At 69.9% G+C, this 23,801-nt stretch carries 19 protein-coding genes; 14 read left to right on the top strand and 5 right to left on the bottom strand.

All coding sequences use genetic code 11. The features are described from left to right. Positions 1 to 41: 41 nt before the first annotated feature. Both AC0Z36_RS24925 and AC0Z36_RS24920 read right to left on the bottom strand, forming a co-directional pair. Positions 42 to 1,229, bottom strand: a complete 1,188-nt coding sequence (locus tag AC0Z36_RS24925; RefSeq protein ID WP_485465282.1) for an acyl-CoA dehydrogenase family protein — start codon at positions 1,227 to 1,229, stop codon at positions 42 to 44. After that, complete coding sequence (locus AC0Z36_RS24920; protein WP_485465281.1) at positions 1,226 to 2,434, bottom strand: acyl-CoA dehydrogenase family protein; 1,209 nt, start codon at positions 2,432 to 2,434, stop codon at positions 1,226 to 1,228. Before AC0Z36_RS24920 ends, AC0Z36_RS24925 begins: the two co-directional genes overlap by 4 nt. A 32-nt stretch (positions 2,435 to 2,466) precedes the next feature. On the opposite strand from AC0Z36_RS24920, the gene AC0Z36_RS24915 reads away from it, so the two are divergent. The 12 genes from AC0Z36_RS24915 to AC0Z36_RS24860 all read left to right on the top strand — a co-directional run bounded on the left by AC0Z36_RS24915 (position 2,467) and on the right by AC0Z36_RS24860 (position 20,234). After that, positions 2,467 to 2,622, top strand: a complete 156-nt coding sequence (locus tag AC0Z36_RS24915) for a hypothetical protein (RefSeq protein ID WP_485465280.1) — start codon at positions 2,467 to 2,469, stop codon at positions 2,620 to 2,622. Positions 2,623 to 2,718: 96 nt separating this feature from the next. Then, positions 2,719 to 4,554 carry an AMP-binding protein gene (locus AC0Z36_RS24910; RefSeq protein ID WP_485465279.1) on the top strand — a complete coding sequence of 612 codons (1,836 nt, stop codon included), beginning with the start codon at positions 2,719 to 2,721 and terminating at the stop codon, positions 4,552 to 4,554. Positions 4,555 to 4,891: 337 nt separating this feature from the next. Beyond that, positions 4,892 to 5,686, top strand: a complete 795-nt coding sequence (locus tag AC0Z36_RS24905) for an HdeD family acid-resistance protein (RefSeq protein ID WP_485465278.1) — start codon at positions 4,892 to 4,894, stop codon at positions 5,684 to 5,686. 180 nt (positions 5,687 to 5,866) lie between these two features. Then, on the top strand, positions 5,867 to 8,434 hold the full coding sequence (gene lon / locus AC0Z36_RS24900) for an endopeptidase La (protein WP_485465277.1): 2,568 nt from the start codon (positions 5,867 to 5,869) through the stop codon (positions 8,432 to 8,434). 750 nt (positions 8,435 to 9,184) lie between these two features. Further along, on the top strand, positions 9,185 to 11,797 hold the full coding sequence (locus AC0Z36_RS24895; protein WP_485465276.1) for an EAL domain-containing protein: 2,613 nt from the start codon (positions 9,185 to 9,187) through the stop codon (positions 11,795 to 11,797). 478 nt (positions 11,798 to 12,275) lie between these two features. Continuing rightward, entirely contained in the window at positions 12,276 to 13,844 is a 1,569-nt protein-coding gene (locus AC0Z36_RS24890; protein ID WP_485465275.1) for an ABC transporter substrate-binding protein, read from the top strand. A 93-nt stretch (positions 13,845 to 13,937) separates the two neighbouring features. Further along, complete coding sequence (locus AC0Z36_RS24885; protein ID WP_485465274.1) at positions 13,938 to 14,969, top strand: ABC transporter permease; 1,032 nt, start codon at positions 13,938 to 13,940, stop codon at positions 14,967 to 14,969. Continuing rightward, a complete protein-coding gene (locus AC0Z36_RS24880) occupies positions 14,969 to 16,003 on the top strand; it encodes an ABC transporter permease (RefSeq protein ID WP_485465273.1) in 1,035 nt (344 codons plus the stop codon). The genes AC0Z36_RS24885 and AC0Z36_RS24880 overlap by 1 nt, the downstream gene beginning before the upstream one ends. Beyond that, positions 16,000 to 17,070 (top strand): ABC transporter ATP-binding protein, encoded by a 1,071-nt coding sequence (locus AC0Z36_RS24875; protein WP_485465272.1) that lies wholly within the window; start codon positions 16,000 to 16,002, stop codon positions 17,068 to 17,070. The genes AC0Z36_RS24880 and AC0Z36_RS24875 overlap by 4 nt, the downstream gene beginning before the upstream one ends. Beyond that, a complete protein-coding gene (locus tag AC0Z36_RS24870; protein ID WP_485465271.1) occupies positions 17,054 to 18,352 on the top strand; it encodes an ABC transporter ATP-binding protein in 1,299 nt (432 codons plus the stop codon). The genes AC0Z36_RS24875 and AC0Z36_RS24870 overlap by 17 nt, the downstream gene beginning before the upstream one ends. 249 nt (positions 18,353 to 18,601) lie before the next feature. Then, positions 18,602 to 18,928 carry a hypothetical protein gene (locus tag AC0Z36_RS24865; RefSeq protein WP_485465290.1) on the top strand — a complete coding sequence of 109 codons (327 nt, stop codon included), beginning with the start codon at positions 18,602 to 18,604 and terminating at the stop codon, positions 18,926 to 18,928. Positions 18,929 to 19,058: 130 nt separating this feature from the next. Beyond that, complete coding sequence (locus AC0Z36_RS24860; RefSeq protein ID WP_485465270.1) at positions 19,059 to 20,234, top strand: DUF6745 domain-containing protein; 1,176 nt, start codon at positions 19,059 to 19,061, stop codon at positions 20,232 to 20,234. A gap of 39 nt (positions 20,235 to 20,273) precedes the next feature. Here the strand turns inward: AC0Z36_RS24860 and AC0Z36_RS24855 are convergent, their stop codons facing one another. Next, the gene (locus tag AC0Z36_RS24855; RefSeq protein ID WP_485465269.1) at positions 20,274 to 21,026 is read right to left on the bottom strand and encodes a hypothetical protein; all 753 of its coding nucleotides are present in this window, start codon (positions 21,024 to 21,026) and stop codon (positions 20,274 to 20,276) included. 93 nt (positions 21,027 to 21,119) lie between these two features. Here AC0Z36_RS24855 and AC0Z36_RS24850 point away from each other — a divergent pair, with 93 nt between their 5' ends. Then, positions 21,120 to 21,371, top strand: a complete 252-nt coding sequence (locus AC0Z36_RS24850; protein WP_485465268.1) for a hypothetical protein — start codon at positions 21,120 to 21,122, stop codon at positions 21,369 to 21,371. Between the two features lie 131 nt (positions 21,372 to 21,502). Further along, the gene (yidD, locus tag AC0Z36_RS24845; RefSeq protein WP_485465267.1) at positions 21,503 to 22,033 is read left to right on the top strand and encodes a membrane protein insertion efficiency factor YidD; all 531 of its coding nucleotides are present in this window, start codon (positions 21,503 to 21,505) and stop codon (positions 22,031 to 22,033) included. Between the two features lie 48 nt (positions 22,034 to 22,081). Here yidD and AC0Z36_RS24840 read toward each other — a convergent pair whose 3' ends face one another. Continuing rightward, complete coding sequence (locus tag AC0Z36_RS24840) at positions 22,082 to 22,243, bottom strand: hypothetical protein (RefSeq protein ID WP_485465266.1); 162 nt, start codon at positions 22,241 to 22,243, stop codon at positions 22,082 to 22,084. Between the two features lie 146 nt (positions 22,244 to 22,389). Further along, positions 22,390 to 23,652: a CDP-glycerol glycerophosphotransferase family protein gene (locus AC0Z36_RS24835; RefSeq protein ID WP_485465265.1), complete on the bottom strand. Its 1,263-nt coding sequence runs from the start codon at positions 23,650 to 23,652 to the stop codon at positions 22,390 to 22,392. Between the last annotated feature and the right edge of the window lie 149 nt (positions 23,653 to 23,801).

Here is a 23,801-nt window from a genome sequence, read left to right as displayed (position 1 = left end):
CTTTGGTACGGGTTCTCCCGTACCAAAGCGGTTTTCGCCTGTCAGGCGGGGAGATCGACCAGGCCGGCGAGCTGGGTCCGGTAGCGGTCGGCGGTGCCGAGCAGCAGCGAGCAGGCCATCGCGCGCTTCAGGTAGAGGTGCGCCGGGTGTTCCCAGGTGAACCCGATGCCGCCGTGCATCTGTACGCACTCCTCCGCGGCTGTGACCGCGACGTCGCCGCAGTACGCCTGGGCCAGCGCCGCGGCGATCGCCGTGTCCGGGGACTCCTCGGCCACGCAGGAGGCCGCGTAGCGGGCCGTCGCTCTGGCGGTGGCCACCTGGGCCCACACGTCGGCCGCACGGTGCCGCAGCGCCTGGAAGGAGCCGATCGGGCGGCCGAACTGGCGCCGGGACTTCAGGTAGGCCACCGCGGTGTCCAACGCCTGCTCGGCGACGCCGAGTTGCTCCGAGGCCAGGAGAGCGGCCCCGTGGGTGAGCGTGCGGGTGAGGATCGCCGCGGCGGCGTCCGGACCCGCGATGAGGGTCGCCCGTACGCCGTCGAAGGTGACCGTGCCGACCGGCCGGGTGGCGTCCAGACTCGGCACGGGGGCCCGGGACAGCCCGGTCGCCGAGCCCTCGACGAGCATGAGGTGCGGGGTGCCTTCGATGGTCGCGGGCACGACCAGCAGGTCGGCGATGTCCGCGGCCAGGACCGTGTGCACCGTCCCGGTGAGCAGCAGTGCCGGGGGTCCGGGGGTTGTCCCCCGGGTGGATACGGTGCCGTCGACGGTCACGGTGACCGACTCGGGGAAAGCGGAGTCGGCCCGGCTGGTGGCGCCGACGACCAGGGTCCCCGTACGGCTGCCGTCGGCGAGACCGCGCAGCGCGTTGTCCCGTACGTCCGTGACTTCGCAGGCCAGGAGCGCCGTGGTGGCCAGGACCGCACTGGCGAAGTACGGGACGGGCGCCACCGCCTTGGCCAGTTCCTCCAGGACCACCGCGACCTCCCGGGCCGAAGCGTCGGCCCCGCCCAGCAGCTCCGGGATCAACAGTCCGGCCAGGCCGAGTTCGACGGCCACCGTCTTCCACAGACTCTCGTCGTACGGCTGGTCCCCGTCGAGCCGGGCGATGACGCTCTGCGGCGCGCAGCGGCCGGCCAGCACGGCACTCAGGGTGCCGCGCAGGTCCTCCTCGATCTCGCTGTAGAGGAGGGAGGGGATGTCGGGACTGGTGATGGGGACGTTGCTCACCGGGGGATCTCCTTCCAGGGCACTTTGGTGTCGGTACGCGGCTCGCGCGGCAGTTCGAGGACCCGGTCGGCGATCACGCCGCGCAGCACCTCGGAGGTGCCCCCCTCGATCGAATTGCCCTTCGCCCGGAGGTAGTAGTAACCCGGGTGCCTGGCTCCGTCGCGCACTTCCAGTTCCACGCGGCGGAACTCGTAGTCGTCGTAGCCGAGTCCCTCCTCGCCGAGCAGGTTCAGCCACAGGCGTGTGACGTCCTGGTTGAGCCGGGCGAAGGCGAGCTTCCCGGCGGAACCCTCAGGACCGACCGAACCGGCCGCCAGCTGCTGCCGGGTGCGCTCGTTGGCCAGCCGGGCCGCCTCGCACTCCACCCAGGCCCGCAGGACCGCGTCGTGCAGTCCTGGGGTGCGCAGGTCCTCGCGGTCACGCCAGGTCCGGGCGACCGCGCTGACCGGCGCGCTCTCCCGGGCTGCCGCGCCGCCGCCGATGGCCACCCGTTCGTTCATCAGGGTGGTGTTGGAGATCGCCCAGCCCTGGCCGACTTCACCGCAGCGCATCGAGTCGGGGATGCGCACATCGGTGAGGAATACCTCGTTGAACTCGGCCTGCCCCGTGGCCTGGCGCAGCGGGCGCACCTCGACGCCGGGAGCCGTCATGTCCAGGAAGAAGTACGTCAGTCCCTGGTGCTTGGGGACGTCCGGGTCGGTGCGCGCGATCAGCATCGCCCACCTGGCCTTGTGCGCGAGCGAGGTCCACACCTTCTGCCCGTTGACGACCCATTCGGTGCCGTCCGCCGACCGCACCGCGCGGGTGGCGAGCCCGGCCAGGTCGGAACCGGCGCCCGGCTCGCTGAACAGCTGGCACCACACCTCCTCGCCGGTCCACAGTGGGCGCAGGAGGCGCTCCTTCTGCTCCGGGGTGCCGTGCGCGGCGATGGTCGGCGCGGCCATCCCGAGGCCGATCGGATTGCGCATCGGGCTCGACGGGCGGGCGCCGACGGCGGCCAGCTGGTCCTCGACGACCTGCTGGAGGGCGCGCGACGCGGCGAGTCCGCCGCTGCCGGCGGGGAAGTGGACCCAGGCGAGGCCCGCGTCGAAGCGGGCACCGAGGAATTCGGCGGGGTCGGTGCTGGCGGGGTCTTGGGCGGCGGCCAGGTCGCGCACCCGCCCACGGATCTCATCCGCGGTAAGTACGCGGTTCAGGGGTGGCACAGTGCAGTTCCTCCGTTCGAAGCGATCCTTCGATGCTGCAGCTGATCGTCCGCCAGACCGGGGTGCAGGGAACCGGCGTGGTCGACCTGGTCGACGTGCAAGAAATCAACACAGTGTCGAGCCTGACGGGCACCGCGATGTTAAGTCCTGTCCGGCCGTGCGGGAAGAGCGATACGCTCATGTGTTGATCGCTGATCATTGCGTCCAGGTGCCCGGCGGTCGCCCAGGACAGGCTCGGCGGTCGCACAGGACAGGTACCGCAAACCGGGGACAGGAACGCGGACATGATCGTCACGGGCAATCTCGCAGGGATAGACGCACGGCTGGTCGAGCTGCTCGCGGCCGACGGGCTGAGCGTCACCGAGGCGCTCGACGCCTGGGCGCAGCGCACACCACTCGCGGTGTTCATCCACTACGGCGAACAGGGACTCGACCTCAGCTACGCCGAGGCGGCCAGGGCCACCGACACCATCGCGGGCAACCTCGCCCAGCTCGGCGTCCGCCGCGGGGACCGGGTCGCGGTGCACTGCCGCAGCCCGTACGCGGGGGCACTGTGGATGCTCGGGTCCTGGAAGGCCGGGGCGGTCTACTGCCCCATCGACCCGGAAGCGGGCCCGGGGCTGCTCCTCGACCAGCTCACGACACTCGCCCCGGCCCTGCTCGTCACGGAGTGCGACCTCCTGCGCGGCCTCGGACAGATCCGCCCGCACCTGCGGACCCCGCCCCGGGTGACCGTGCACGACGCCGTCGGCCCCAGGCCGCCGCACGGCTTCGAGGACGTCGAGTACGGCCGGTTCCTCGGCCGTACACCGCCCCCCGGGCGGGCCGGACGGCCCGACGACACCGCGGCGGTCTGGCACACCGCCGGTGTCACCGGACGCCCCAAGGGCGTCGTGCAGTGCCACCGCTGGGTCGCCCAGTACGCCGCCCTGCCGCGCTTCCTCACCGATTCCGACGAAGTCCTGTACACGGACCTGCCGATGCACCGCATCGACGCCGCGCTCGGCACGGTGGTCCGCGCCGCGTACACCGGGGCGACGGTGTCGCTGTGGGACCGCTTCCACCCGGGCCGCTTCTGGGAGCGCGTCATCCGGACCGGCGCGAGCCAGGCCGTCCTGCCGCCCGGCGCCGTCGACTGGCTGCTCGGCGCGCCCGTCCAGCCGCACGACGCGGACAACCCGCTGTCCAAGGTGTGGCTGTCCGGGCTCCCGGCCACGCACAGCGCCTTCGCCCGCCGCTTCGGCGTCGACTTCACCGTCAGCACGTACAGCCACACCGAATCAGGGATGCCGCTGGCCTGCGTGGTGGACGAACTCCAGCCGGGCACCGGGACCCCGGCGCCACTGCGCCGCGGCCTGGACCACGACCAGGTCGCCCAGGCCTGCGCCGCCCTCGGCGTGCCCGTACTGGCGGGTGCCGACGTGACCCGCAAGGGCCTGCTCGGGGCCCCGCTGCCGTTCCTGGAGGTGGCGGTCCTCGACGACCGGGACCGGCCCTGCCTGCCCGGCACGGTGGGTGAGCTCGCGGTCCGGCCGCGGTTGCCGAACCTGGTCATGCGGGAGTACGCCGGGGACGGCACGGCCACCGGCGAGGCGCTGCGCAACCTGTGGCTGCACACCGGCGACGCGGTGGCCCAGGACCCGGACAGCGGCTTCGTGTACTTCGTCGACCGGACGGTCGACCGGATCCGGGCCGGCGGTGAGGACATCTCCGCGTACAACATCGAAGACCTGGTCAACCAGAACCCGCGGATCGCGCTCGGGGCGGTGTTCGGGGTGCCCGGCGAGTCCGTCGACGGCGTGGACGGACTCCTGGACGACGACATCGTGCTGTACGTCGAGGGCGAGCCCGGGGTGCACCTGGACCCGGCGGGTGTGCACTACTGGTGCACCACGTCGCTGCCCGCGTACATGCGCCCCCGGTTCATCCGGGTCGTGGCCAGGCTCCCGCGGACACCCGACGACCGGGTGGACAAGAACGTGCTGCGGCGGCACTTCCTTGGGCTGCCTGACTCGCGGCCGACGGGGCTGCCCGTGCCGCCGGTCCCGATGGCGCGTCCGGCCCTCGGCGGAGGGCCCGGGCACGGGCACGGGCCGCTGGCGTTGTCGAGCGGGCGCTGAGCGCGGGCCGGCCGCCGCACAGGAACACGGGACCGGACACGGGACCGGACACAGGGCTGAACAGCAGGGCCGGACGCGGGACCGGACACAAGGCTGAACAGCAGGGGCGAACGCGGGGCCGAACGCGGGGCCGAACGCGGGGCCGGACGCGGGGCCGGACGCGGGGCTGGACACCGTGCGGAGCACCCCATCCGTGTGGTTATCGGACATAAAACGCACATCGAAGAGTGATCTTGCGGGTATGACCAGTCTGTAAGGGTAGGCGCAGCCCGTTGGGCCGCTCCTCGGCCGTGTCGACGCCCCGGGGACGGCTGCGGTCCGTCCTGAGGAGCACACCATGGCCGGTTTCAGGAAGAAAGAAAAAGAAGCGCAGACGCACACCGGGAACGCCGGGTTCGGCTTCGGGGTGGTGGTGTTCCTCGGGGCTGTCCTGATGCTCGGCGGTTTCGTCGGCCTGGGCTATGCCGCGTTCGCGACACTCACCACGATGCTGCTGTTCGGCTGGCTGCTGCTCATCGGCGGCGTCGTCGGCCTCGTGCAGGCGGTCCAGGCACGCAAGGAGAACGCGTACTGGCTGGTCGTCGCGGTCGCCGCACTCAACATCGCGGCCGGCGTGATCATCATCCGCAAGCCGGAGGCCGCCGCCGCGTCCTTCACCCTGTTCGTCGCACTGCTGCTGCTCACCGCCGGTCTGTTCCGCGTCGTCGGCGGCATCGCGAGCATGTCCGCCCGGATGATCTGGACGGTCATGGTCGGTGTGTTCGACCTGGTCCTGGGCCTCATGGTGCTCGCTGAATGGCCGAGCAGCAGTGTCTACGCGATCGGCACCTTCGTCTCCCTCGCCCTGCTGTTCGACGGCCTCACGATGGTCAGCCTGGGCCTGACGGGACGCCGGGTCGTCGGCATGGTCCGGGAGGCCGAGGTCGCCCCGCTCGCGGATGAGGCCGCCGCGTCCGCCGCCCGGGTCGAGGAACTGTCCGCGGCGCGCTCGGGCGAGCACATCGCGCCGGAGGACATGCCGGACGGGGACCGGAAGCCGGAGCGCCAGATCGGCGGCACCACCGAGTGGGCCGCGCAGGACGCCCCGGAGCCGGCGGAACGCAAGTCGGGCTTCTTCCACAAGAAGGACTGATTCCGGACAATCGAAAAGATGTCGTACGGGACTGGTTCAGGACCGTACGACGGCCGTTTCGGGCTCGTCGGAACCCCGTTCGCTCCCAGCGAACGGGGTTCCGGTGTTCCGGGGGAAGAAACCCGGGCTCTTGTTTCTTGAGTCAAGTCACAGCAACTGATTGACATGAGGGGACTCAAGATGAGCGAGACGCCCACCACCGGAACTCTGACTCTGCCGGTACTGCCCCTCGACGACATCGTGGTGCTCCCGGGCATGGTCGTCCCGCTGGAACTGGACGACGCCGAGACCCGCGCCGCGGTGGACGCCGCCCGCGCAGCCTCAGGTGACAAGACGAGTAAGCCACGCATCCTCCTGGTGCCGCGTACCGACGGGAACTACCCGGCGGTCGGCACACTCGGGGTCATCGAACAGATAGGGCGGCTGCCCGACGGTGAGGCCGCCGTGGTGGTCCGCGGCGTCGCCCGCGCCCGCATCGGCCTGGGCACGACCGGCCCTGGCGCCGCCCTGTGGGTCGAGGCTGTACGCCTTGAGGACGAGGCCGTCGACGAGCGCGCGGACGCCGACGAGGTCCGGGACCTGGCCCGGGACTACCGCGCCCTGGTCACCACGATGCTCACCAAGCGCGGCGCGTGGCAGGTCGTCGACTTCGTCCAGAAGATCACCGACCCCGGCACGCTCGCGGACAACTCCGGCTACGCCCCGTACCTGACCATGGAACAGAAGACCCAGGTCCTGCAGACCGCGGACGTCCGCGAGCGGCTGGAACTGGTCGTCGGCTGGACCCGCGCGCACCTGGCCGAAATGGACGTCGCGGAGACCATCCGCAAGGACGTCCAGGAGGGCATGGACAAGCAGCAGCGCGAGTACCTCCTGCGTCAGCAGCTCGCCGCCGTCCGGAAGGAACTGGCGGAGATCAACGGCGACCCGTCCTCCGAGGAGGAGGACTACCGCGCCCGCGTCGAGGCCGCAGAACTCCCGGAGAAGGTCCGCAAGGCCGCGCTCAAGGAGGTCGACAAGCTCGAACGCTCCTCAGACGCCTCACCCGAGGGGTCCTGGATCCGGACCTGGCTCGACACCGTCCTGGAAATGCCGTGGAACACGCGTACGGAGGACTCCTACGACATCGCCGGAGCCCGTGCAGTCCTGGACGCCGACCACGCGGGCCTGGACGACGTGAAGGAGCGGATCGTCGAATACCTGGCGGTGCGCAAGCGCCGGGTGGATCGCGGTCTGGCCCTAGGCGAAGCCGCTGACGGACACAGTGTCGGCGGTCGCCGTTCCGGTGCCGTGCTGGCGCTCGTCGGCCCGCCCGGAGTCGGCAAGACCTCCCTGGGCGAGTCGGTCGCCAGAGCGATGGGGCGTTCGTTCGTCCGGGTCGCCCTCGGCGGCGTCCGCGACGAGGCGGAGATCCGCGGCCACCGCCGCACCTACGTCGGTGCGTTGCCGGGTCGCATCGTCCGCGCCATCAAGGACGCCGGTTCGATGAACCCGGTCGTCCTGCTCGACGAGATCGACAAGGTCGGTGCGGACTACCGCGGCGACCCGACGGCGGCCCTCCTCGAAGTTCTCGACCCCGCGCAGAACCACACCTTCCGCGACCACTACCTCGAGGTCGAACTCGACCTGTCGGACGTGGTGTTCCTCGCCACGGCCAACGTTCTGGACTCGATCCCTGGGCCCCTCCTGGACCGCATGGAACTGGTCACCCTCGACGGCTACACGGAGCACGAGAAGGTCACCATCGCCCGCGACCACCTGTTGCCCCGTCAGCTCGACAAGGCGGGGATGCGGGCCGGTGAAGTCTCGTTCACCGACGCGGCGCTCACCGCACTCGCGGTCGAGTACACCCGCGAGGCAGGCGTCCGTACGCTCGAACGCTCGCTGGCCCGGGTGCTGCGGAAGATCGCAGCCAAGGAGGCGCTGGACGGGACCGGGGTCAAGGCCGCCGGCGACAGTCAGCCCGCTGCCGGAGAGGACACCGGCAGGAAGGACATCGGCGGGAAGGACGATGCGTCCCCTGTCGTCGTAGACGCTGCGCCTGCCGTCGTCACAGTCGCAGTGCCCGCCATCGTCGTAGACGAGCCCGACCTCCGCGGCTACCTCGGCCGTCCCCGGCACATTCCCGAGAGCCGGCTCGACAAGAGTGAGCGGCGCACGGCCGTCCCCGGCGTGGCCACCGGACTGGCCGTCACCGGCGCCGGCGGCGACGTGCTCTTCATCGAGGCGTCCCTCGCGGACCCGGAGACGGGGGCCAGTGGCATCACGCTCACCGGACAGCTCGGCGACGTGATGAAGGAGTCCGCGCACATCGCGCTCTCCTACCTGCGGGCCCGCGGTGCCGAACTGGAACTGCCCGTCGGCGACCTGAAGGAGCGTGGAGTCCACATCCACGTCCCGGCCGGGGCCGTCCCGAAGGACGGGCCGAGCGCCGGTGTGACCATGACCACGGCACTGGCCTCGCTGTTGTCCGGACGCCCCGTGCGCCCCGACGTCGCGATGACCGGTGAAGTGTCCCTCACCGGCCGGGTCCTGCCCATCGGCGGCGTCAAGCAGAAACTCCTCGCCGCCCACCAGGCGGGCATCACCACGGTGCTCATCCCCAAGCGCAACGAGGCAGACCTGGACGACGTCCCGGCCGAGGTCCTCGCCCAGCTCACCGTGCACGCCGTCGCGGACGTCCGCGAAGTCCTGCGCCTCGCGCTCGTCCCGGCAACAACCAGTAACGGAGCGGCCGTAGCCGCCTGACCCCCGGTCATACACCGGGTTTCCCGGCCCGCGCGCCCACCTTCCATCCGTCCGTGGTCCACCCCGTGCGAGTGACCCCAGCGGCCCGTACCCACATCCGTGGGTACGGGCCGCTGGCACGCTTGCGGTCCGGTGACGCGTCCGCCGGACCACTCGTACCGGTGACTTGGTCGACATGCCTTCACCCCTGAGGGGGAACGCGGACTATCGTGCAGCCGACGGCGCGCGCGGGCGTACGGATCAGCCGGGCACCACCCGGTCCGGTCCGGCCGACGCTCCGGAGCGGACAGAACCCGCTCCGGTGATCCACCGGTGAACACCACCCGAGCGAAATGTGACGGGCGGAACACCATCACATGTCGGCGCTTCCTCCGGGGAGTGACGCTCCTCGTGACCGGGGAGAGTGTGAGACGTCCGCGCACCACTCCGGATACCGTCGTTGAAGATCACGCATCGGGCGGAACGCTCCGGGGGACGGAACCCGGACCGCCCTGACACGGATCCTGGGATAAGGAAAGGCGGGGTAGTGGAGCGTTTTACTGCGGGCCGACTTGCCGGGACGTTCCGCGTCGGCCGGGCCACCGGGGGTTCCTGCTGGAGGTCCGGGGGCCCGCGGCGTCAGCCGCTGTGCTCACAGCCCCCGGGAAGACTCAGGACAGGGGCCTGCGACCGGATCGGCGGACACCACCGCGGTGCTGCGACGAGGGCCGGGGCGAACATTCCCGGACCACTGCCCGAACGGCGGCTGTCGTGACGGCCGCGGACGGGACGAACGGGAAACAGACCGCCCGGGGGCTCCCCGCCCCCGACGCGCCCTGCACAGTGGCCGCCGCGCCCGGCGTGGACGGCGCGCCCACGACGGACCGCGCGCCGGGGACGTACCCCGGACGCCGCCGCGCACATGGCGGCGTCACCGGCACGACCGCCGCACAGGCCCACATCAGGGCGGCGGGCATCGTGGCCTTCGCCCGGGAGTGGGCCCACGCCATCGCCGGCGTCGAGTCGCCGGACTTCATCGGATCGCCCGCGGCGGGGAAGGCCCCGGTGGGGCCGCCGCTCGCCGGGCTGCCTCCGGTGGGGCTGCCTCCGGTGGGGCTGCCTCCGGTGGGGCAGCCGCCTGCCGGACTGTCCACTGATGACCCGGCACTTGCAGGTCCGGCACTTGCAGGTCCGCCGCCGGCACCCGCGGCCCCGGCCGACGGTGCCGGACGCCCGCACCCGCAGGCCTCCCAAGCCGGAACGCCCGGAGCCGATCGCCGCGGCACCGGACCTGACGGCCCGCCACTTCCGCCCCCGCCGCTGCGCCCCGACGCCGAACGCCGCCTGCGCAGCCTCGCCGCCCGGCTCGCCGAGTCGCTCCTGGTCCCGCCGGGCAGCTTCTCCACCGAACCCGCGCGGCAGGTCGGCGCCGACCTGGTGGCCGCCCACTTCACCCACTCGGCCACCCTGGAACGCACCCTCGCGCTGGCCGGCACCTGGTGGAACCGGCTGCGGGTCAACGCCGGCGCGCTCGGCCAGGACCCGGACGTCCTCGGCGAGCGCGTATCGGTCCTGCAGGGCGCCCTGGCCGCCGGGTACACGCAGGCCCTCGGCCGCCGCATCCTCGCCGAGCAGCAGGCGATCCACGACGCCGTCGCCGGTGTCCGCGAACTCGCCGAGCATGCCCTGCACACCAGTGAGGCCCGCTTCCGGGCCGTCTTCGACCAGGCCGCCCTCGGGATCGGCGTGGCCGGCATGGACGGCGTCATCATCGACGTCAACGCCGCCATGGCGGAGATCTTCGGTTCCAGCATCGAAGCGCTGCGCGGCACCGGCATCTCCAACTTCGTCCACCCGGACGACGGTGGCGAGGTCTGGGCCTGGTACGAACAGCTCGTGTCCGGTGACCGCGACCGCTTCCAGGCCCGCAAGCGCTACCGGCGGTCCGACGGCGACCAGCTGTGGACCCACCTGACGGTGTCCCTGGTCCGGGACCCGCAGCGGCGGCCGAAGTACATCGTCGCCATGATCGAGGATGTGACGGACCGCCAGCTGCTCTACACCCGGCTGCGCCACCAGGAACTGCACGACCCGCTGACCGGGCTCCCCAACCGCACACTGTTCTTCGAGCGGCTGAACGAAGTCTTCGACAGAGCGGGGCCCGACGACCGCATCGGCCTCTGCTACGTGGACCTGGACGGCTTCAAGGCCGTCAACGACAGCCTCGGCCACGACGTCGGCGACCAACTCCTGGTGGCCGTGTCCCGAAGACTCGATCAGTACGTGACGGGACACGGTCACCTGCTCGCCCGGATGGGCGGTGACGAGTTCATGGTCCTCATCGACCACTCGACCGGCACCGGACAGGTCACCGCACTCGCCGAGGGACTGCTGCAAGTGCTGCGCGAGCCGTACCGCATCCGCGGGCACCAACTCTCGGTCGCGGCCAGCATCGGCATCGTGGAGCGCCCCGTCGCCGGGACCTCCCCGGCCGACACCGCGCGCGCCGCGGACATCACGCTCTACTGGGCGAAGTCGGACGGCCGCAACCGCTGGACGGCGTTCGACACCGACCGCAACGACCGCGAGGTGGCCCGCTACACGCTGTCCGCGCAGATGCCGGAGGCGCTGCGCAACGGTGAGTTCATCGTCGACTACCAGCCGCTGGTCTCCCTGGCCGACGGCGGCGTGGCCGGTGTCGAGGCGCTCGTGCGCTGGCAGCACCCCGAACACGGGCTGATCGGCCCGGACAAGTTCATCGGCCTCGCGGAGGAGACCGGGCTGATCGTGCCGTTGGGCATGTACGTCCTGGAGCAGGCGTGCCGGGAGGCGCAGGGCTGGCAGGGGCAGGCCACCCGTCCGGCGCCGTTCGTCAGCGTGAACCTGGCCGAACGGCAGTGCCACGACCCCGGCCTGGTGGGCCAGGTCGTGCAGGTGCTCGCCGACACCGGCCTGGACGCGGGCCGACTCCAGTTCGAACTGACCGAGTCCCAGATCATGGCCGCCGACGGCCGGCCTCTGGAGCGCCTGCGGGAGCTCGCGGACATGGGCGTGCGGATCGCCATCGACGACTTCGGTACGGGCTATTCGAACCTGGCCTATCTGCGGCACCTGCCGGTGTGCGAGCTGAAGATCGCCGGCTCGTTCGTGGACGGGCTGCGGATGTCGCAGGACTCCGATCCGGTGGACGGTCAGATCGTGGCCTCGCTGGTCGGCCTCGCGCACGCGATCGGCCTCACGGTCACCGCGGAGGGTGTCGAGACGGAGGTCCAGGCCGATCGGCTGCGGGCGATCGGCTGCGACGCCGGGCAGGGGTGGTATTTCGCCCGTCCCGGAGCGCCGGAGAAGATCGTCGGCATGCTCAGTGCGCTAGGCGGCCACTGAAGGTCCAGGCCGGGTCCTTGCCATCCGTACGGAATAAGGGTTGTGTCCGCTAGTCGGACACAACCGTCCGATATCCGACACAGAGGGTGGGTCGGGCAGGTCGTGATCATGTTGGCGATCTGCCCGATTCTGCGCTGGTTTCCAGTGTTGTGGAGCTACTGAGATGAATGCCCGCGTTTGATTGTCTTTAGTGCAGAATCGGGTCTGTGATCCCTGTCGCTGTGCCCACCGTCACACCGAGATGGAGATGAAGGACGGACCGGGACATCGTTCTTCGATTCCAAGGTTCTGGCATCCTGTCACCTCGGATGAAGTCGCTCATGACCGCCACATGGGCTTAGAGAGATCTTCACGTGTTCGATCCGTGATGATCACGCAACAATTCATTTTGGGTGCAGATGGGCTTTCGGCGGCTACTGTCCCCTCCCAGTAGCGCCGGGTGTCCAACATCCGGCCCCGGGTAGAGGGATCACACTCCATGGCACGTACCAAGCGCGTCGTCGCCGCAGCAGCGGCCGGCATAGTCGCGGCCACCTCACTGGTGGCCTGCGGCTCGGACGACAAGAAGAGTTCGGCGGGGGGCGGCAGCGCCGTCATCCTCGGCACCACCGACAAGGTCGGTTCCATGGACCCGGCCGGCGCCTACGACCTGCCGTCGTGGAACATCATCCGCAACAGCTTCCAGAAGCTCATGCGGTACCCGGAGGGCAGCGTCACGGCCGTCCCGGACGCGGCCGAGAAGTGCAGCTTCACCGACGCGAAGACCTACACCTGTGGGCTCAAGGCCGGTCTGACCTTCTCCGACGGCACACCACTGACCTCGAAGGACGTCAAGTTCTCCTTCGACCGCATGAAGACCATCAAGGACGCGAACGGGCCGGTCTCGCTGATCGAGTCGCTGGACTCGGTCGACGCGCCTGACGAGAAGACCGTCACGTTCCACCTGAGCAAGCCCGACGCGACCTTCGCCTCCGTCATCGCCACCGAGGTCGGCGCGATCGTGCCGTCCGCGGTCTACCCGGCGGACAAGCTGATCGACAACGGCAAGCTTGTCGGCTCCGGGCCGTACACGCTCGACAAGTTCACGCCGGGCCAGCTGGCCTCGTTCGTCGCGAACGGCAAGTACAAGGGCGACATCAAGCTCGCGAACAAGCAGTTCGTGATCCAGTACTTCTCCGAGCCGTCCGCGCTCAAGCAGGCCGTCGAGAAGGGCACGGTCGACATCGCGTCCCAGGGCCTGTCGCCGACGGACATCACGGACCTGCGCGGCAAGGCCAGCTCCGGCCTCCAGGTGATCGACGGCCCCGGCTCGGCGATCCGCTTCCTGACCTTCAACACCAAGAACGCACCGGTCGACAACAAGGCCGTCCGGCAGGCCGTCGCCCAGGTCGTGGACCGCGAGGCCATGATCAAGCAGGCCTACAACGGTACGGTCGACCCGCTGTACTCCCTGGTCGCCAACGGCTTCGACGGCCACACGGACGCCTTCAAGGAGAAGTACGGCGCGCCGGACGTCAACAAGGCCAAGGGCATCCTCGAAGCGGCCGGTGTCAAGGCCCCCGTGAACCTGACGATCTGGTACAACCCGGGTCACTACGGCGCGACCACCGCGGACGAGTACACCGAGATCAAGCGTCAGCTGGACGCCTCGGGCCTGTTCAAGGTCGAGCTGAAGACCACCGAGTGGGAGGCCTACAAGAAGGCCTTCGGCGCGAGTGAGTACGGCGCCTTCGGGGCCGGCTGGCAGCCGGACTTCCCGGACGCGGACAACTACCTGGCGCCCTTCCTGGTCCCGGACGGCACGTTCCACGTCAAGTACGACAACCCGGTCGTCAAGGACCTGCTCTCCAAGGAACAGGGTTCCAGCGACCAGGCCGTGCGCAAGCAGGCGTTCGTCGAACTCCAGAAGATCGCCGCTGACGACGTGCCCTACCTGCCCCTGTGGCAGGGCAAGCAGATCGCCGTGGTCCGCACCGGTGTGACCGGTGTCGAGAAGACCCTCGACACCTCCTACCTGCTCAGCTTCTGGACCATGGCCAAGAAGTAGTCCGAACCTCAAGGTTCCGGACGCACACCGGGCACGGGCGGGGGTCGCACCCCGCCCGCGCCCGCTGTCGTTTCACGAAGGAAGCCCGCCGATATGAGTAAGAAATCCGGGGGACTGGGCCGGTACGTCGTAACCCGACTCGCCCTCGCCGTCCCGATGGTGCTGATCCTGCTGACGCTCGTATTCCTCCTCATGAGGGTGGCACCGGGCGACCCCGTCACCGCCTCAGCGGGCGGATCGAAGATGACAGCGGCTCAGATCGCCGAAAAACAGCATGCCGCCGGGTTCGACCGGCCGCTGTACGCCCAGTACGGGGACTACATCGGCAACGTCCTGACCGGCGACTTCGGCACGACGATCTCCGATCACCGCAAGGTCATCGACATCATCGTGGAGAACGGCGGTGCCACCTTGACGCTGGCGCTCGCCGCGCTCATCGTGGCGGTCCTGATCGGGCTGCCCGTCGGGCTGCTCGCCGGCCGGTACCGGGACTCCGCGTTCGACGTCGTCGCGCGTCTGTTCGGCACCATCACGTACGCCGCGCCGGTCTTCGTCGTCGGACTGCTCGCCCAGCTGTTCTTCTCCTCGAACCTGGGGATCCTGCCAGGATCAGGACAGGCGTCACCACTGGTGCAGCTGAACATCCCCACCCAGACGCACATCCTGATCGTCGACGCGATCATCGCCGGTGACACCACCGCGATCTGGGACGTCGTCCAGCACCTGATCCTCCCGGCGACGACCCTCGGCCTGCTCATCGTCGGCGTCTTCATCCGGATGGTCCGGGTCAACGTCATCCAGACGCTCAAGGGCGACTACATCGAGGCCGCCCGCGCCCGCGGCATCGGCGAGCGCTCAGTCGTCACGCGGCACGCCTTCCGCAACGCCCTGGTCCCGGTGATCACCGTCCTGGGCATGCAGGTCGCCCTGCTGCTCGGTGGATCCGTACTCACCGAGAAGACCTTCAACTGGCCCGGAATCGGCCTGCAGTTGATCAACTACCTCAACGCGCGCGACTACATCGCGGTCCAGGGCATCGTCACGTTCATCGCCCTGACCGTCGTGGTGATCAGCATGCTGATCGACTTCGTGAACGCGCTGATCGACCCGAGGGTGCGGTACTGATGACGACTGTTCAGACACCCCCGGCCGAGGCTGCGGCGCCCAAGCAGGCCGCGACGGGCAAGAAGGCCGGCGCGCTGCGCCGGACGCTCGCCCCCATCGGTCAGGCGCAGGGCATGGCGAAGTTCATGCTGTGGACCGGCCTGGTGCTCACCACGTGCTTCGTGCTGATGGCGGTGTTCGCGCCGCTGATCGCCCCGTACGACTTCGACACCTACAAGGACGGCAGCGAACGCTTCCCCAAACAGGGTGAGCCCGGCGGCAAGAACCTGTTCGGCACGACCGTGCAGAGCCTCGACGTGCTCTCCCGCGTCGTCTGGGGCGCCCGTACGGCCCTTGAGGTCATGGTCCTCGCCGTGGTGTTCTCGCTGATCATCGGCGTGCTGCTCGGACTCCTGTCCGGCTACTTCGGCGGCTGGCTGGACCGCATCCTCATGCTGGTCATGGACACGCTGTTCGCGTTCCCGTACCTGCTGCTGGCCATCGTCGCGGCGTTCCTGTTCACCGACGTCCCCGGCGGCGGCGTGGTCACGGCCGCACTGGCGATCACCGTGGTGTACATCCCGCAGTACTTCCGAGTCGTCCGGTCCTCCACACTGTCCGCCCGCGAGGCGACCTACGTGGAGGCCGCCCGCGCGATGGGCGCCAAGCCGGTCACCGTCATCCGCAAGTACGTCTTCTCCAACGTCATCCAGTCGGTGCCGGTCATCACCACGATGAACGCGGCCGACGCGATCGGCACCCTGGCCGGCCTGGGCTTCCTCGGCTTCGGCATCCAGCCGACCGAGGCCGCCGAGTGGGGCTACGACCTACAGCGCTCGATGGACGACATCGGCGCCGGCATGTGGTGGACCGCCACTTTCCCCGGTGTCGCGATCATCCTCGCGATCCTCGGTTTCACCCTCGTCGGTGAAGGCCTGAACGACGCGCTCAACCCGACCCTGCGCAAGCGCCGCATCGTCAAGGTCACCCCGCCCGCGCGCGGCGCGGCCCGTACGACCGTGACCCTGCCTGTCGCTGAGGAGGCTGCCAAGTGACCACCTCTGTGGAAGCGGTCCGTGAACCCGCCGAACCCGTCGTCGTACGGGAACCCGTGGTCTCCGTCCGCGACATGCGGGTCTGGTACGGCACCGAGAAGGGCCCCGTCACCGCGGTCGACGGCGTCAGCCTCGACATCAGGCCCGGCGAGACCCTCGGTGTCGTCGGCGAGTCAGGCTGCGGCAAGTCCACCCTCGGACGAGGTCTGCTCGGCCTGCTCCCCGAAGGCAGCGGCGTCGACGGCACAGTCTCCTTCAAGGGCGACAACCTCGTCGGCAAGTCGACGAAGGAACTCGCGAAGCTGCGCGGCCCGGAACTCGGCCTGATCTTCCAGGAGCCGATGACCCGGCTCAACCCGCTGCTCAAGATCTCCGGGCACTTCGAGGAGACCATCAAGGTCCACCACCCGAAGCTGTCCAAGGCGGAGATCAAGGAACGCGGGCTGGGCGCGCTGCGCGGCATGGGCATCCCGCCGTCCCGCTACCACAGCTACCCGCACGAGTTCTCCGGCGGCATGCGCCAGCGCATCATGATCGCGCTCGCCCTCGTCCTGCGGCCGGCCTTCGTCGTCGCCGACGAACCCACCACCGCACTCGACGTCCTGGTCGAAGCGCAGATCATCCGCATCCTGGCCGACCTGCGGAAGAACTTCGACACGTCCCTCGTCCTCATCACCCACAACCTCGGCATCGTCGCCGAGGCCTGCGACCGCGTCGCGGTGATGTACGCCGGGCACATCGTCGAACAGGGTGACGCCCGCGAGGTCTTCGCCAACCCGCAGCACCCGTACACCCAGGCGCTGCTCAAGTCGACGATCTCGCTCAAGACCACCGGCCTGCACTTCATCCCCGGATCCCCGCCGGACCTGGCCGACCCGCCCGCGGGCTGCCGGTTCAACCCGCGCTGCGAATCGGCGATGCGCGGCTGCGTCACGCAGGAACCCCCGGAGGTCACCTTCCCGTCGGGCGTCCGGTCCACCTGCTGGCTCCCCGTCGTGGAGATGCTCTCCGCCGACGACCGCAAGCCGCTTGAGCGTGAGGAGATCCGCGTTGCTGACGAAGCCTGAGCCCCTGGTCGACGCCGACTCCACAGTCGGCGCCGGTATCCTGATGGACATCAAGGACCTCGAAGTCCACTTCCCCCTGGGCCGTTCCCTCCTCGGCCGCAGTGTCGGCGCTGTCAAGGCCGTCGACGGTATCTCGCTGACCCTTCGCAAGGGCGAAGTCCTCGGCCTGGTCGGCGAGTCAGGCTCAGGGAAGACGACCCTCGGGCGCACCCTCCTGGGCCTCACCAAAGCCACCGGCGGCAGCATCGACTACCTCGGGCGCGAGCTCGTCGGGCTCAAGGAATCCCAGATGCGCCCGCTGCGCAAGCAGCTGCAGATGGTCTTCCAGGACCCGCACGCCTCGCTCAACCCGGCGATGACCATCGCGACCGCGGTCGGTCACCCGCTGGAGATCCACAAGATCGAGACGGACGCCGACAAGCGCCGTGCGCTCGTCGCCGCGACGCTGGAGAAGGTGGGCCTGTCGCCCGCCTCGCTCTTCCTGGACAAGTTCCCGTCCGACCTGTCGGGTGGCCAGAAGCAGCGCGCGGTCCTGGCCCGGGCCATCATCGCCGGCCCCGACCTGGTCGTCGCCGACGAGCCCATCTCCATGCTCGACATGAGCGTGCGGGCCAAGATCCTCCAGCTGTTCCTGGACCTGAAGCGGGACCTCGACCTCACGTACGTCTACGTCACCCACGACCTGGCGTCCGCGAAGTTCTTCTGCGACCGCATCGCGATCATGTACCTGGGCCGGATCGTGGAACTCGGCACCGCCGAGGAGATCTTCGCGGACCCCAAGCACCCGTACACCAAGGCGCTGCTCGGGGCCATCCCTGACCCCGACCCGCACCGGGCGGCCGTCCCGCGCGAACTGCCGCGCGGCGAGATCCCCGACGCGGCGCGCCCGCCGCTCGGCTGCTCCTTCCACCCGCGCTGCCCGGTCGCCGTGGCAGCCTGCGGCTGGGAGGCCCGCGACCTCAAGGCACTCCTGGAGGGCCGCTGGCTGGAGTCACCCGACACCGCCGCCGCTGAGCGGGCGCTGTTCGGGGACCTGGGGATCCTGGAGGTCCCCGGCCTGAACCGGGACGTCACCGTGGCCCCCGGACACGGCAACAGTGCCGAGGCGGTCGTCGTCTACCTGGAGAAGCTCCGCGACGAGCAGCCGGAGGAACCTTTCTGGCGGGGCGTCACTTCGCTCGCCGTACGGGACGGCAAGGTCGTCGTGTCCTTCGCCGAGGCGTCCGACCCGCGGCTGAAGCTGGTGGAGGCGACCACTTCGGTGGCGTGCCACTTGTACTAGGAACGCCCGGCTATATGTAGGAACGCCCGGCAACAGCGCGGGTGCGGTACGGAATTCCGTACCGCACCCGCGCTGTTGCCGTTTGCCGTCCGAAGATCGACATTCCCGAAATCGTGATCATTTTTCACGGATGACCACCATTTCGGGGATATCGGTCTTCAACCCTCTTCAACCCCCTTCGACCCTGCCGTGTCAGGGCCCGGAGATAGCGTGCGGAGCCGCAACACCGACTTCCCAGGGGAGTTCCGCATGTACCGCCAGGGCGACATCCTGTTGCTGCCGATCCGCGAAGAAGCTCTGCCGGAAGGGGGCGAGGACCTGCCCACGCGGACCTGGGACGGCCGCGGGCGCATCGTCCTCGCGCTCGGCGAGGTCACCGGCCACGCGCACGCCGTCGTCGGCGCGGGCACCCTGCACCTGGACCCGGCACCGGCGGTCATCGGGCATCTGAAGCTCGACGCGCCGACCCGCGTGGTGCACGAGGAGCACGCGGCGATCCCGCTCCCCAAGGGCTGGTACCGCGTCATGCGGCAGCGCGAATACCTCCCCGGCGCGGTCCGCATCGTCGCTGACTGATCCCACCGAGCGACTGCCCGAGCGACAGTCCGTCCCACCGTCCGTTCGACCGTCCGACTGCCCGACTGCCCGACTGCCCGACTGCCCGACCGTCCGACTGCCCGACCGGCACGACCCAGGAGCCGCACGCGTGACCACCGTCGAACTCACCCTCACCCACCGGGCCGTCCTCGCCGACCGGGCCCGGGAGTGGGCCGGCGTCGCCGCCGCGACCGGCCCCGCCGACCGGGGACAGGCCGAAACTGCGATCCGCGACGCCTACCGTGCCGCCGGGCTCGCCGAGCCGAAGAAAATCGTCTGGTACGGGTCACCCCTGGCGGCGGCCGTTGCCGCAACCGTGGTCTCCGGGACCTGCCGACGCGACGAACTCACCACCGCGGGCGTCCCGTTGACCCGGATCCCAATGGCCGACGCGGGACGCGGTGTGCGCGAACAACTGCGCACCGAACCGTGGGAGCGGGCGCGCGCGCAGGCCGCGGCGCTGCTCGGCCAGACCGGCTGGGCCGGCGCCTGGCGGGAGGTCGCCGGGCGACTGTGGGACCCCACGACCGGCCTGACCACCCGTATCCGCCAAGGCATCGAGGCATCCGTACGGGCGACGCTGCCCGCCCGCGAAGTCGAACTCGCTCCCGGCCTGGCGAAAACCCCCGGCCAGGTCCGGGCCGCCACCCTCGACGCCCTCGGCGGCCAGCACGACGCCCCGTGGCTCGCAGCCTTCGACGGACTGCGCCGCTGCTTCCCCGAGCTGACTGACAGTACAGGGCAGTTGGAAGCGCTCGGCCGGGTGGCCAGGACGGCCGGCTGGTGGTGGCCGTACGAAAACGTCGTCCTCGTCGCCGAACGGCCCTCCAGCCTCCACCGCGACGAGCACGCCCGGCTGCACCGCGGCGACGGCCCCGCGCTCGCCTTCCCGGACGGGTTCGCGCTGCACGCGTGGCGCGGCATGCCCGTCCCCGCCGACTTCGTGGCCTCCCTCGACGGGGGCCTCACCGCCGGACGTATCCGCGACGAACCCAACACCGAGCTGCGCCGGGTGATGCTGGAGATCCACGGCTACGACCGCTACCTCGCCGAGGTCGGTGCGAAGCCGCTGCACACCGACACCACCGGAACGCTCTGGCGGATCGAACTGCCCGCCGACGAGCCGGTGGTCATGGTCGAGGTGCTGAACTCCACGCCGGATCCCGACGGGACGAGCCGGACCTACTGGCTCCGCGTCCCGCCGACGACCCGGACCGCGCGGGCCGGCGTGGCCTGGACCTTCGGCGTGGACGAAGCTGACTACCAGCCGCTGAAAGAGACCTGATCAGGTGTCAGTGACTGGGCGCGGCAGCAGGAGACCTGATCAGGTTTCGGCGACCGGTTGCCGCAGCAGGTGGACGCTTGTTGCGAGAATCCACAGCACCAGCAGTATCGCGGGCGTGCCGAACAGCCAGAAGGCGCCCAGCGACAGCACCGCGATGACAAACGCCGGCCACGTCAGCCACCCCGGCAGCCCGCCGGTGCGACGGCCGAGCAGGGCGGCGGACCACAGCATCACGGTCGCCCCGACCATGCCGAGTGTGAAGACGAGGATCGACAGCGCGGTGAGCATCAGCGCGGCGTCGGCGTCCGCCTGGTAGCCACTGCTGAACTCCTCGGTGAGCGGGACCGCCGCGGAGACCGCCGCGGAGACCGCCGCGGAGACCGCCGCGGAGACCGCGGCCGAGACCGTGGCCAGTGCCGCGAACACCGTGCCGCCGACCAGCATCGTGGTCCGCAGCGCCCGGTCCCGGTGGTCCGCGACGGGGAAGGCGCGGGCCAGTCGGTGCTGGAACGTCAGGAAGAGGACCGCTCCGACCGCCTCGAGCTGGGCACCCGCCAGCTCCATCGTCCGGTCGGAGGAATCGTCCAGCCACTTGCGCATGTCGGCCGGGGCGTCCTTCTCCGACGGATCGGGAGTATCCGCGTCGAAGAAGAAGGCGACGAGCGAGATCAGGATGAAGAACACGATCCCGGCGAGCGCCCCCCAGTCGGTGGCGCGTCGGGCCCGGGGCCGCTGCGTGACCTCCGTCGTGCCGGGGTCTTCCGACGGGTGCGTGGGTCTGGTCTCGGACATCGGACACCGCCTTCGGGCACCGCCGGATCGGTCACCCAGGCCGGTTCTACGGAGCGGCACCCCGATACGTGAAACTGTGGCGCGTTGTGGCTGGTGTGGGCACTACACGAACTGACTTCCTGGGACAGTGAATTACCGCTGCCTGGACCGGCGTTCGCAGTCCTGGAACCCGCCGCCGCGTTCGGCGCAAGTTCGCGGGTGCCCGTCTACTACTTCGGGACGAAGGAGAACCTCCTCGCGCGGGCCCTTGCGGCCTCCCGCCCGGACGTGCCAGCGCTGTTGTCCGAAGTCCAGGACGGCGAAGGCCTGCCTGCGGCACCTGCTCTCGGATGGACTCAGTACTGACGGACAGTCACGGAATGAATCGGCTCCTGATCACGCCGGCCGCAGCCCCAGGCGGGCGATAATGTCGCTGTCCAGCGGGCCGTTCCGGGTTCCGTGGGGTCAGTCCGTTCGCTTCATGGGGGGAGCCGTCGATGTCCTATCCGCCACAGTCAGGGGATCCGATACAGCCGGACGGCGGGTCCGGGAGCGCAGAACAGCCCACGTACCAGAGTGGTAACCCCTTCGCGGCCGGGAGTGAAAGCGACAAGGGCGGCAAGGGTGGTAGGGCCGGCAAGGCCGGCGCCTCAGATCCCAATAAGCCGTCCGCCAGCGGCAAATCCGGCAAGGACCACGCCGGGGACTGCTGCGACGGTTGTGACGGTGGCTGCGACCCCTGCCTCATCAGTCTGTTCAGCGTGCGGCTGCTGTGGATCGCGCTCGTCAGCCTCCTCGCGCCCCGTCGCCGGGCGGGCGGTGTCACCCGGCGGGTGCGCACCGCCGTGGAGCGCTACCGCTCCGAACTGAGCCCGACCCGGGCCCCGTGCTGCAATTTCACCCCGACCTGTTCCACGTACGCGGTCAAAGCCATGGACCGGTATCCGGTGCGCCGCGCCATGCTGCTGACGGCCGGTCGGCTGCGTCGCTGCCGCCCTGGGAGTGGTGGCTTCGACCCGGTCCCGTAGGCCCCCTGACGACGGATCAGTGCAGTCGGGCGCGCGCATGGCGGGTGCTCAGTGCGGATAGAGCCGCGCCGGGCGGGTGCGGTCCTGGTTCTCCCGGAACTTCGAGATCGCCCAGGACACATCCCAGATCGACTTCGTCGCTTCGAGCCGGTCCAGGTAGCGGTTCCGGTCGGCCAGCGCCTGGAGTTCGACGGTGAAGTACACCGCCATGAACGGGTTGATGTAGAGCTCGCTGTGCTGCGTGCGCCCGATGCGGTGGCCGGCGCTGCGTCAGGGTGACTCTGACATCCGGCTTCTGTCTGCCGGCGCCGCGTCAGGACGGCCCAGGCGTCCAGCGGTGGTCCGCTGACGTAACGTCAGGACAGCTCCAGCATCCGGTCGACCGTACGCCGCACCGCGTCGGCTCTGGTGTGCCGGTCGGCCCTGAACAGCACGTCGTTGCGCGGGTAGCCGCAGTCCAGGATCTCGCCGTCGTAACGGAAAGCACGCTTCAGGATCGGCGTGGAGAAGTCGTTCGGGGACACGAGGAAGCCCCACTGGGCCGCCTCGCGTTCGAGGTCCGTGAGGTAGCCCGTGTCCTCGAAGTGCGCGTTGCTGAAGTCGTGGCCGATGCGCTTGAGCGGAGTCCCGTGCCACGTCTGCGCGATCACCTGGCCGGCGCGTCGCCCGATCCAGGAGGGGAGGTGGGTGTTGCCGACGATGTAGCGGCTGCGGGCCAGGGCTTCGTACCACTTCGGGCTCGTGTGCCGGACGGCGGTGACCCCGGCCGGCAGGTCGGCCTGGCCGTCCTCGACGGCCCACAGGTGTTCCAGCGCGCTTCCCCGGCGGACGAACTCCTGATGCACCGCACGCGGCGAGTCGACGTATCCGCGCCCGCTGAACACGTCGTACAGCACCGCGTCCCGCAACGGCAGCCGCCGGGCCGCCGGGTAGACCTCGCTGCGCTGGACCCGCTGCGCGAACGCACTGCGCTCACCGGGCGCGAGAGTGGGCTCGGCGTGCAGGACCACGCGGTCGTACCACCGGTGGTTGAGACGTACCTCCTTACCGCCGGCCGCAGCCGTCGACGGAAGACCGGCCTTCCCGCCCGGTGTCAGATAGACGGGCGTCTCCTGGAGGCCGCCGGACGGGCGGGTGAGGATCTCCCAGACACCGTAGCGAAGCGGCAGGACGCCTCCCCCGGGGATCGTGACAGCGGCCGGGAAGACCGCGGTGAACAGGCCGTCCACCGCGTGCGCGGGATGGACCTGCACGCCGTTGCCACCCGCGTGCCGCAGGACTACGTCGAATGCGTAACTTCCGGGAAGCGGATAGCGGCCCTCCAGTGAGATCCCGCCGTCGGCGGACCGGCCGACCCCCGACATGACGACCAGCGGCGCCTGGTCGCACAGTTGCAGGCGGCCGTCGTCCGCGCACTTGAAGTACAGGACCCGGGGTGCGGAACCCTGACGCAGGGGGAACTGGCCGATGAAACCGCCGGTGCGTTCGTCCACGATGAGCTGCGCCGCGTCGTCCTCGCCCGAGGTGACGAGTTCGAGTTCCCAGTGCTCGGATCCGCGGTCCGGGTCCGCGTCGGGGCTGAGCCACCGGACGGGCGCGTCCGGTCCGGTGACCGGCACGACGGCGCTGAATCGGGCCCGGCCTGAATCGGTTTCAGTGATGCTGCCGGTTTCAGAGTGCGGTATGTGATCTTATGCCCGGCTTGTGGTCACTCGATGGGGTGACGGCGGGGCATCTTCGCCGGTCAGGCGTTCGGGATTCGCTTGGG

The organism is Kitasatospora sp. UYEF31 (genome assembly GCF_057291755.1).
This window is presented reverse-complemented; position numbering and strand designations above follow the sequence as displayed.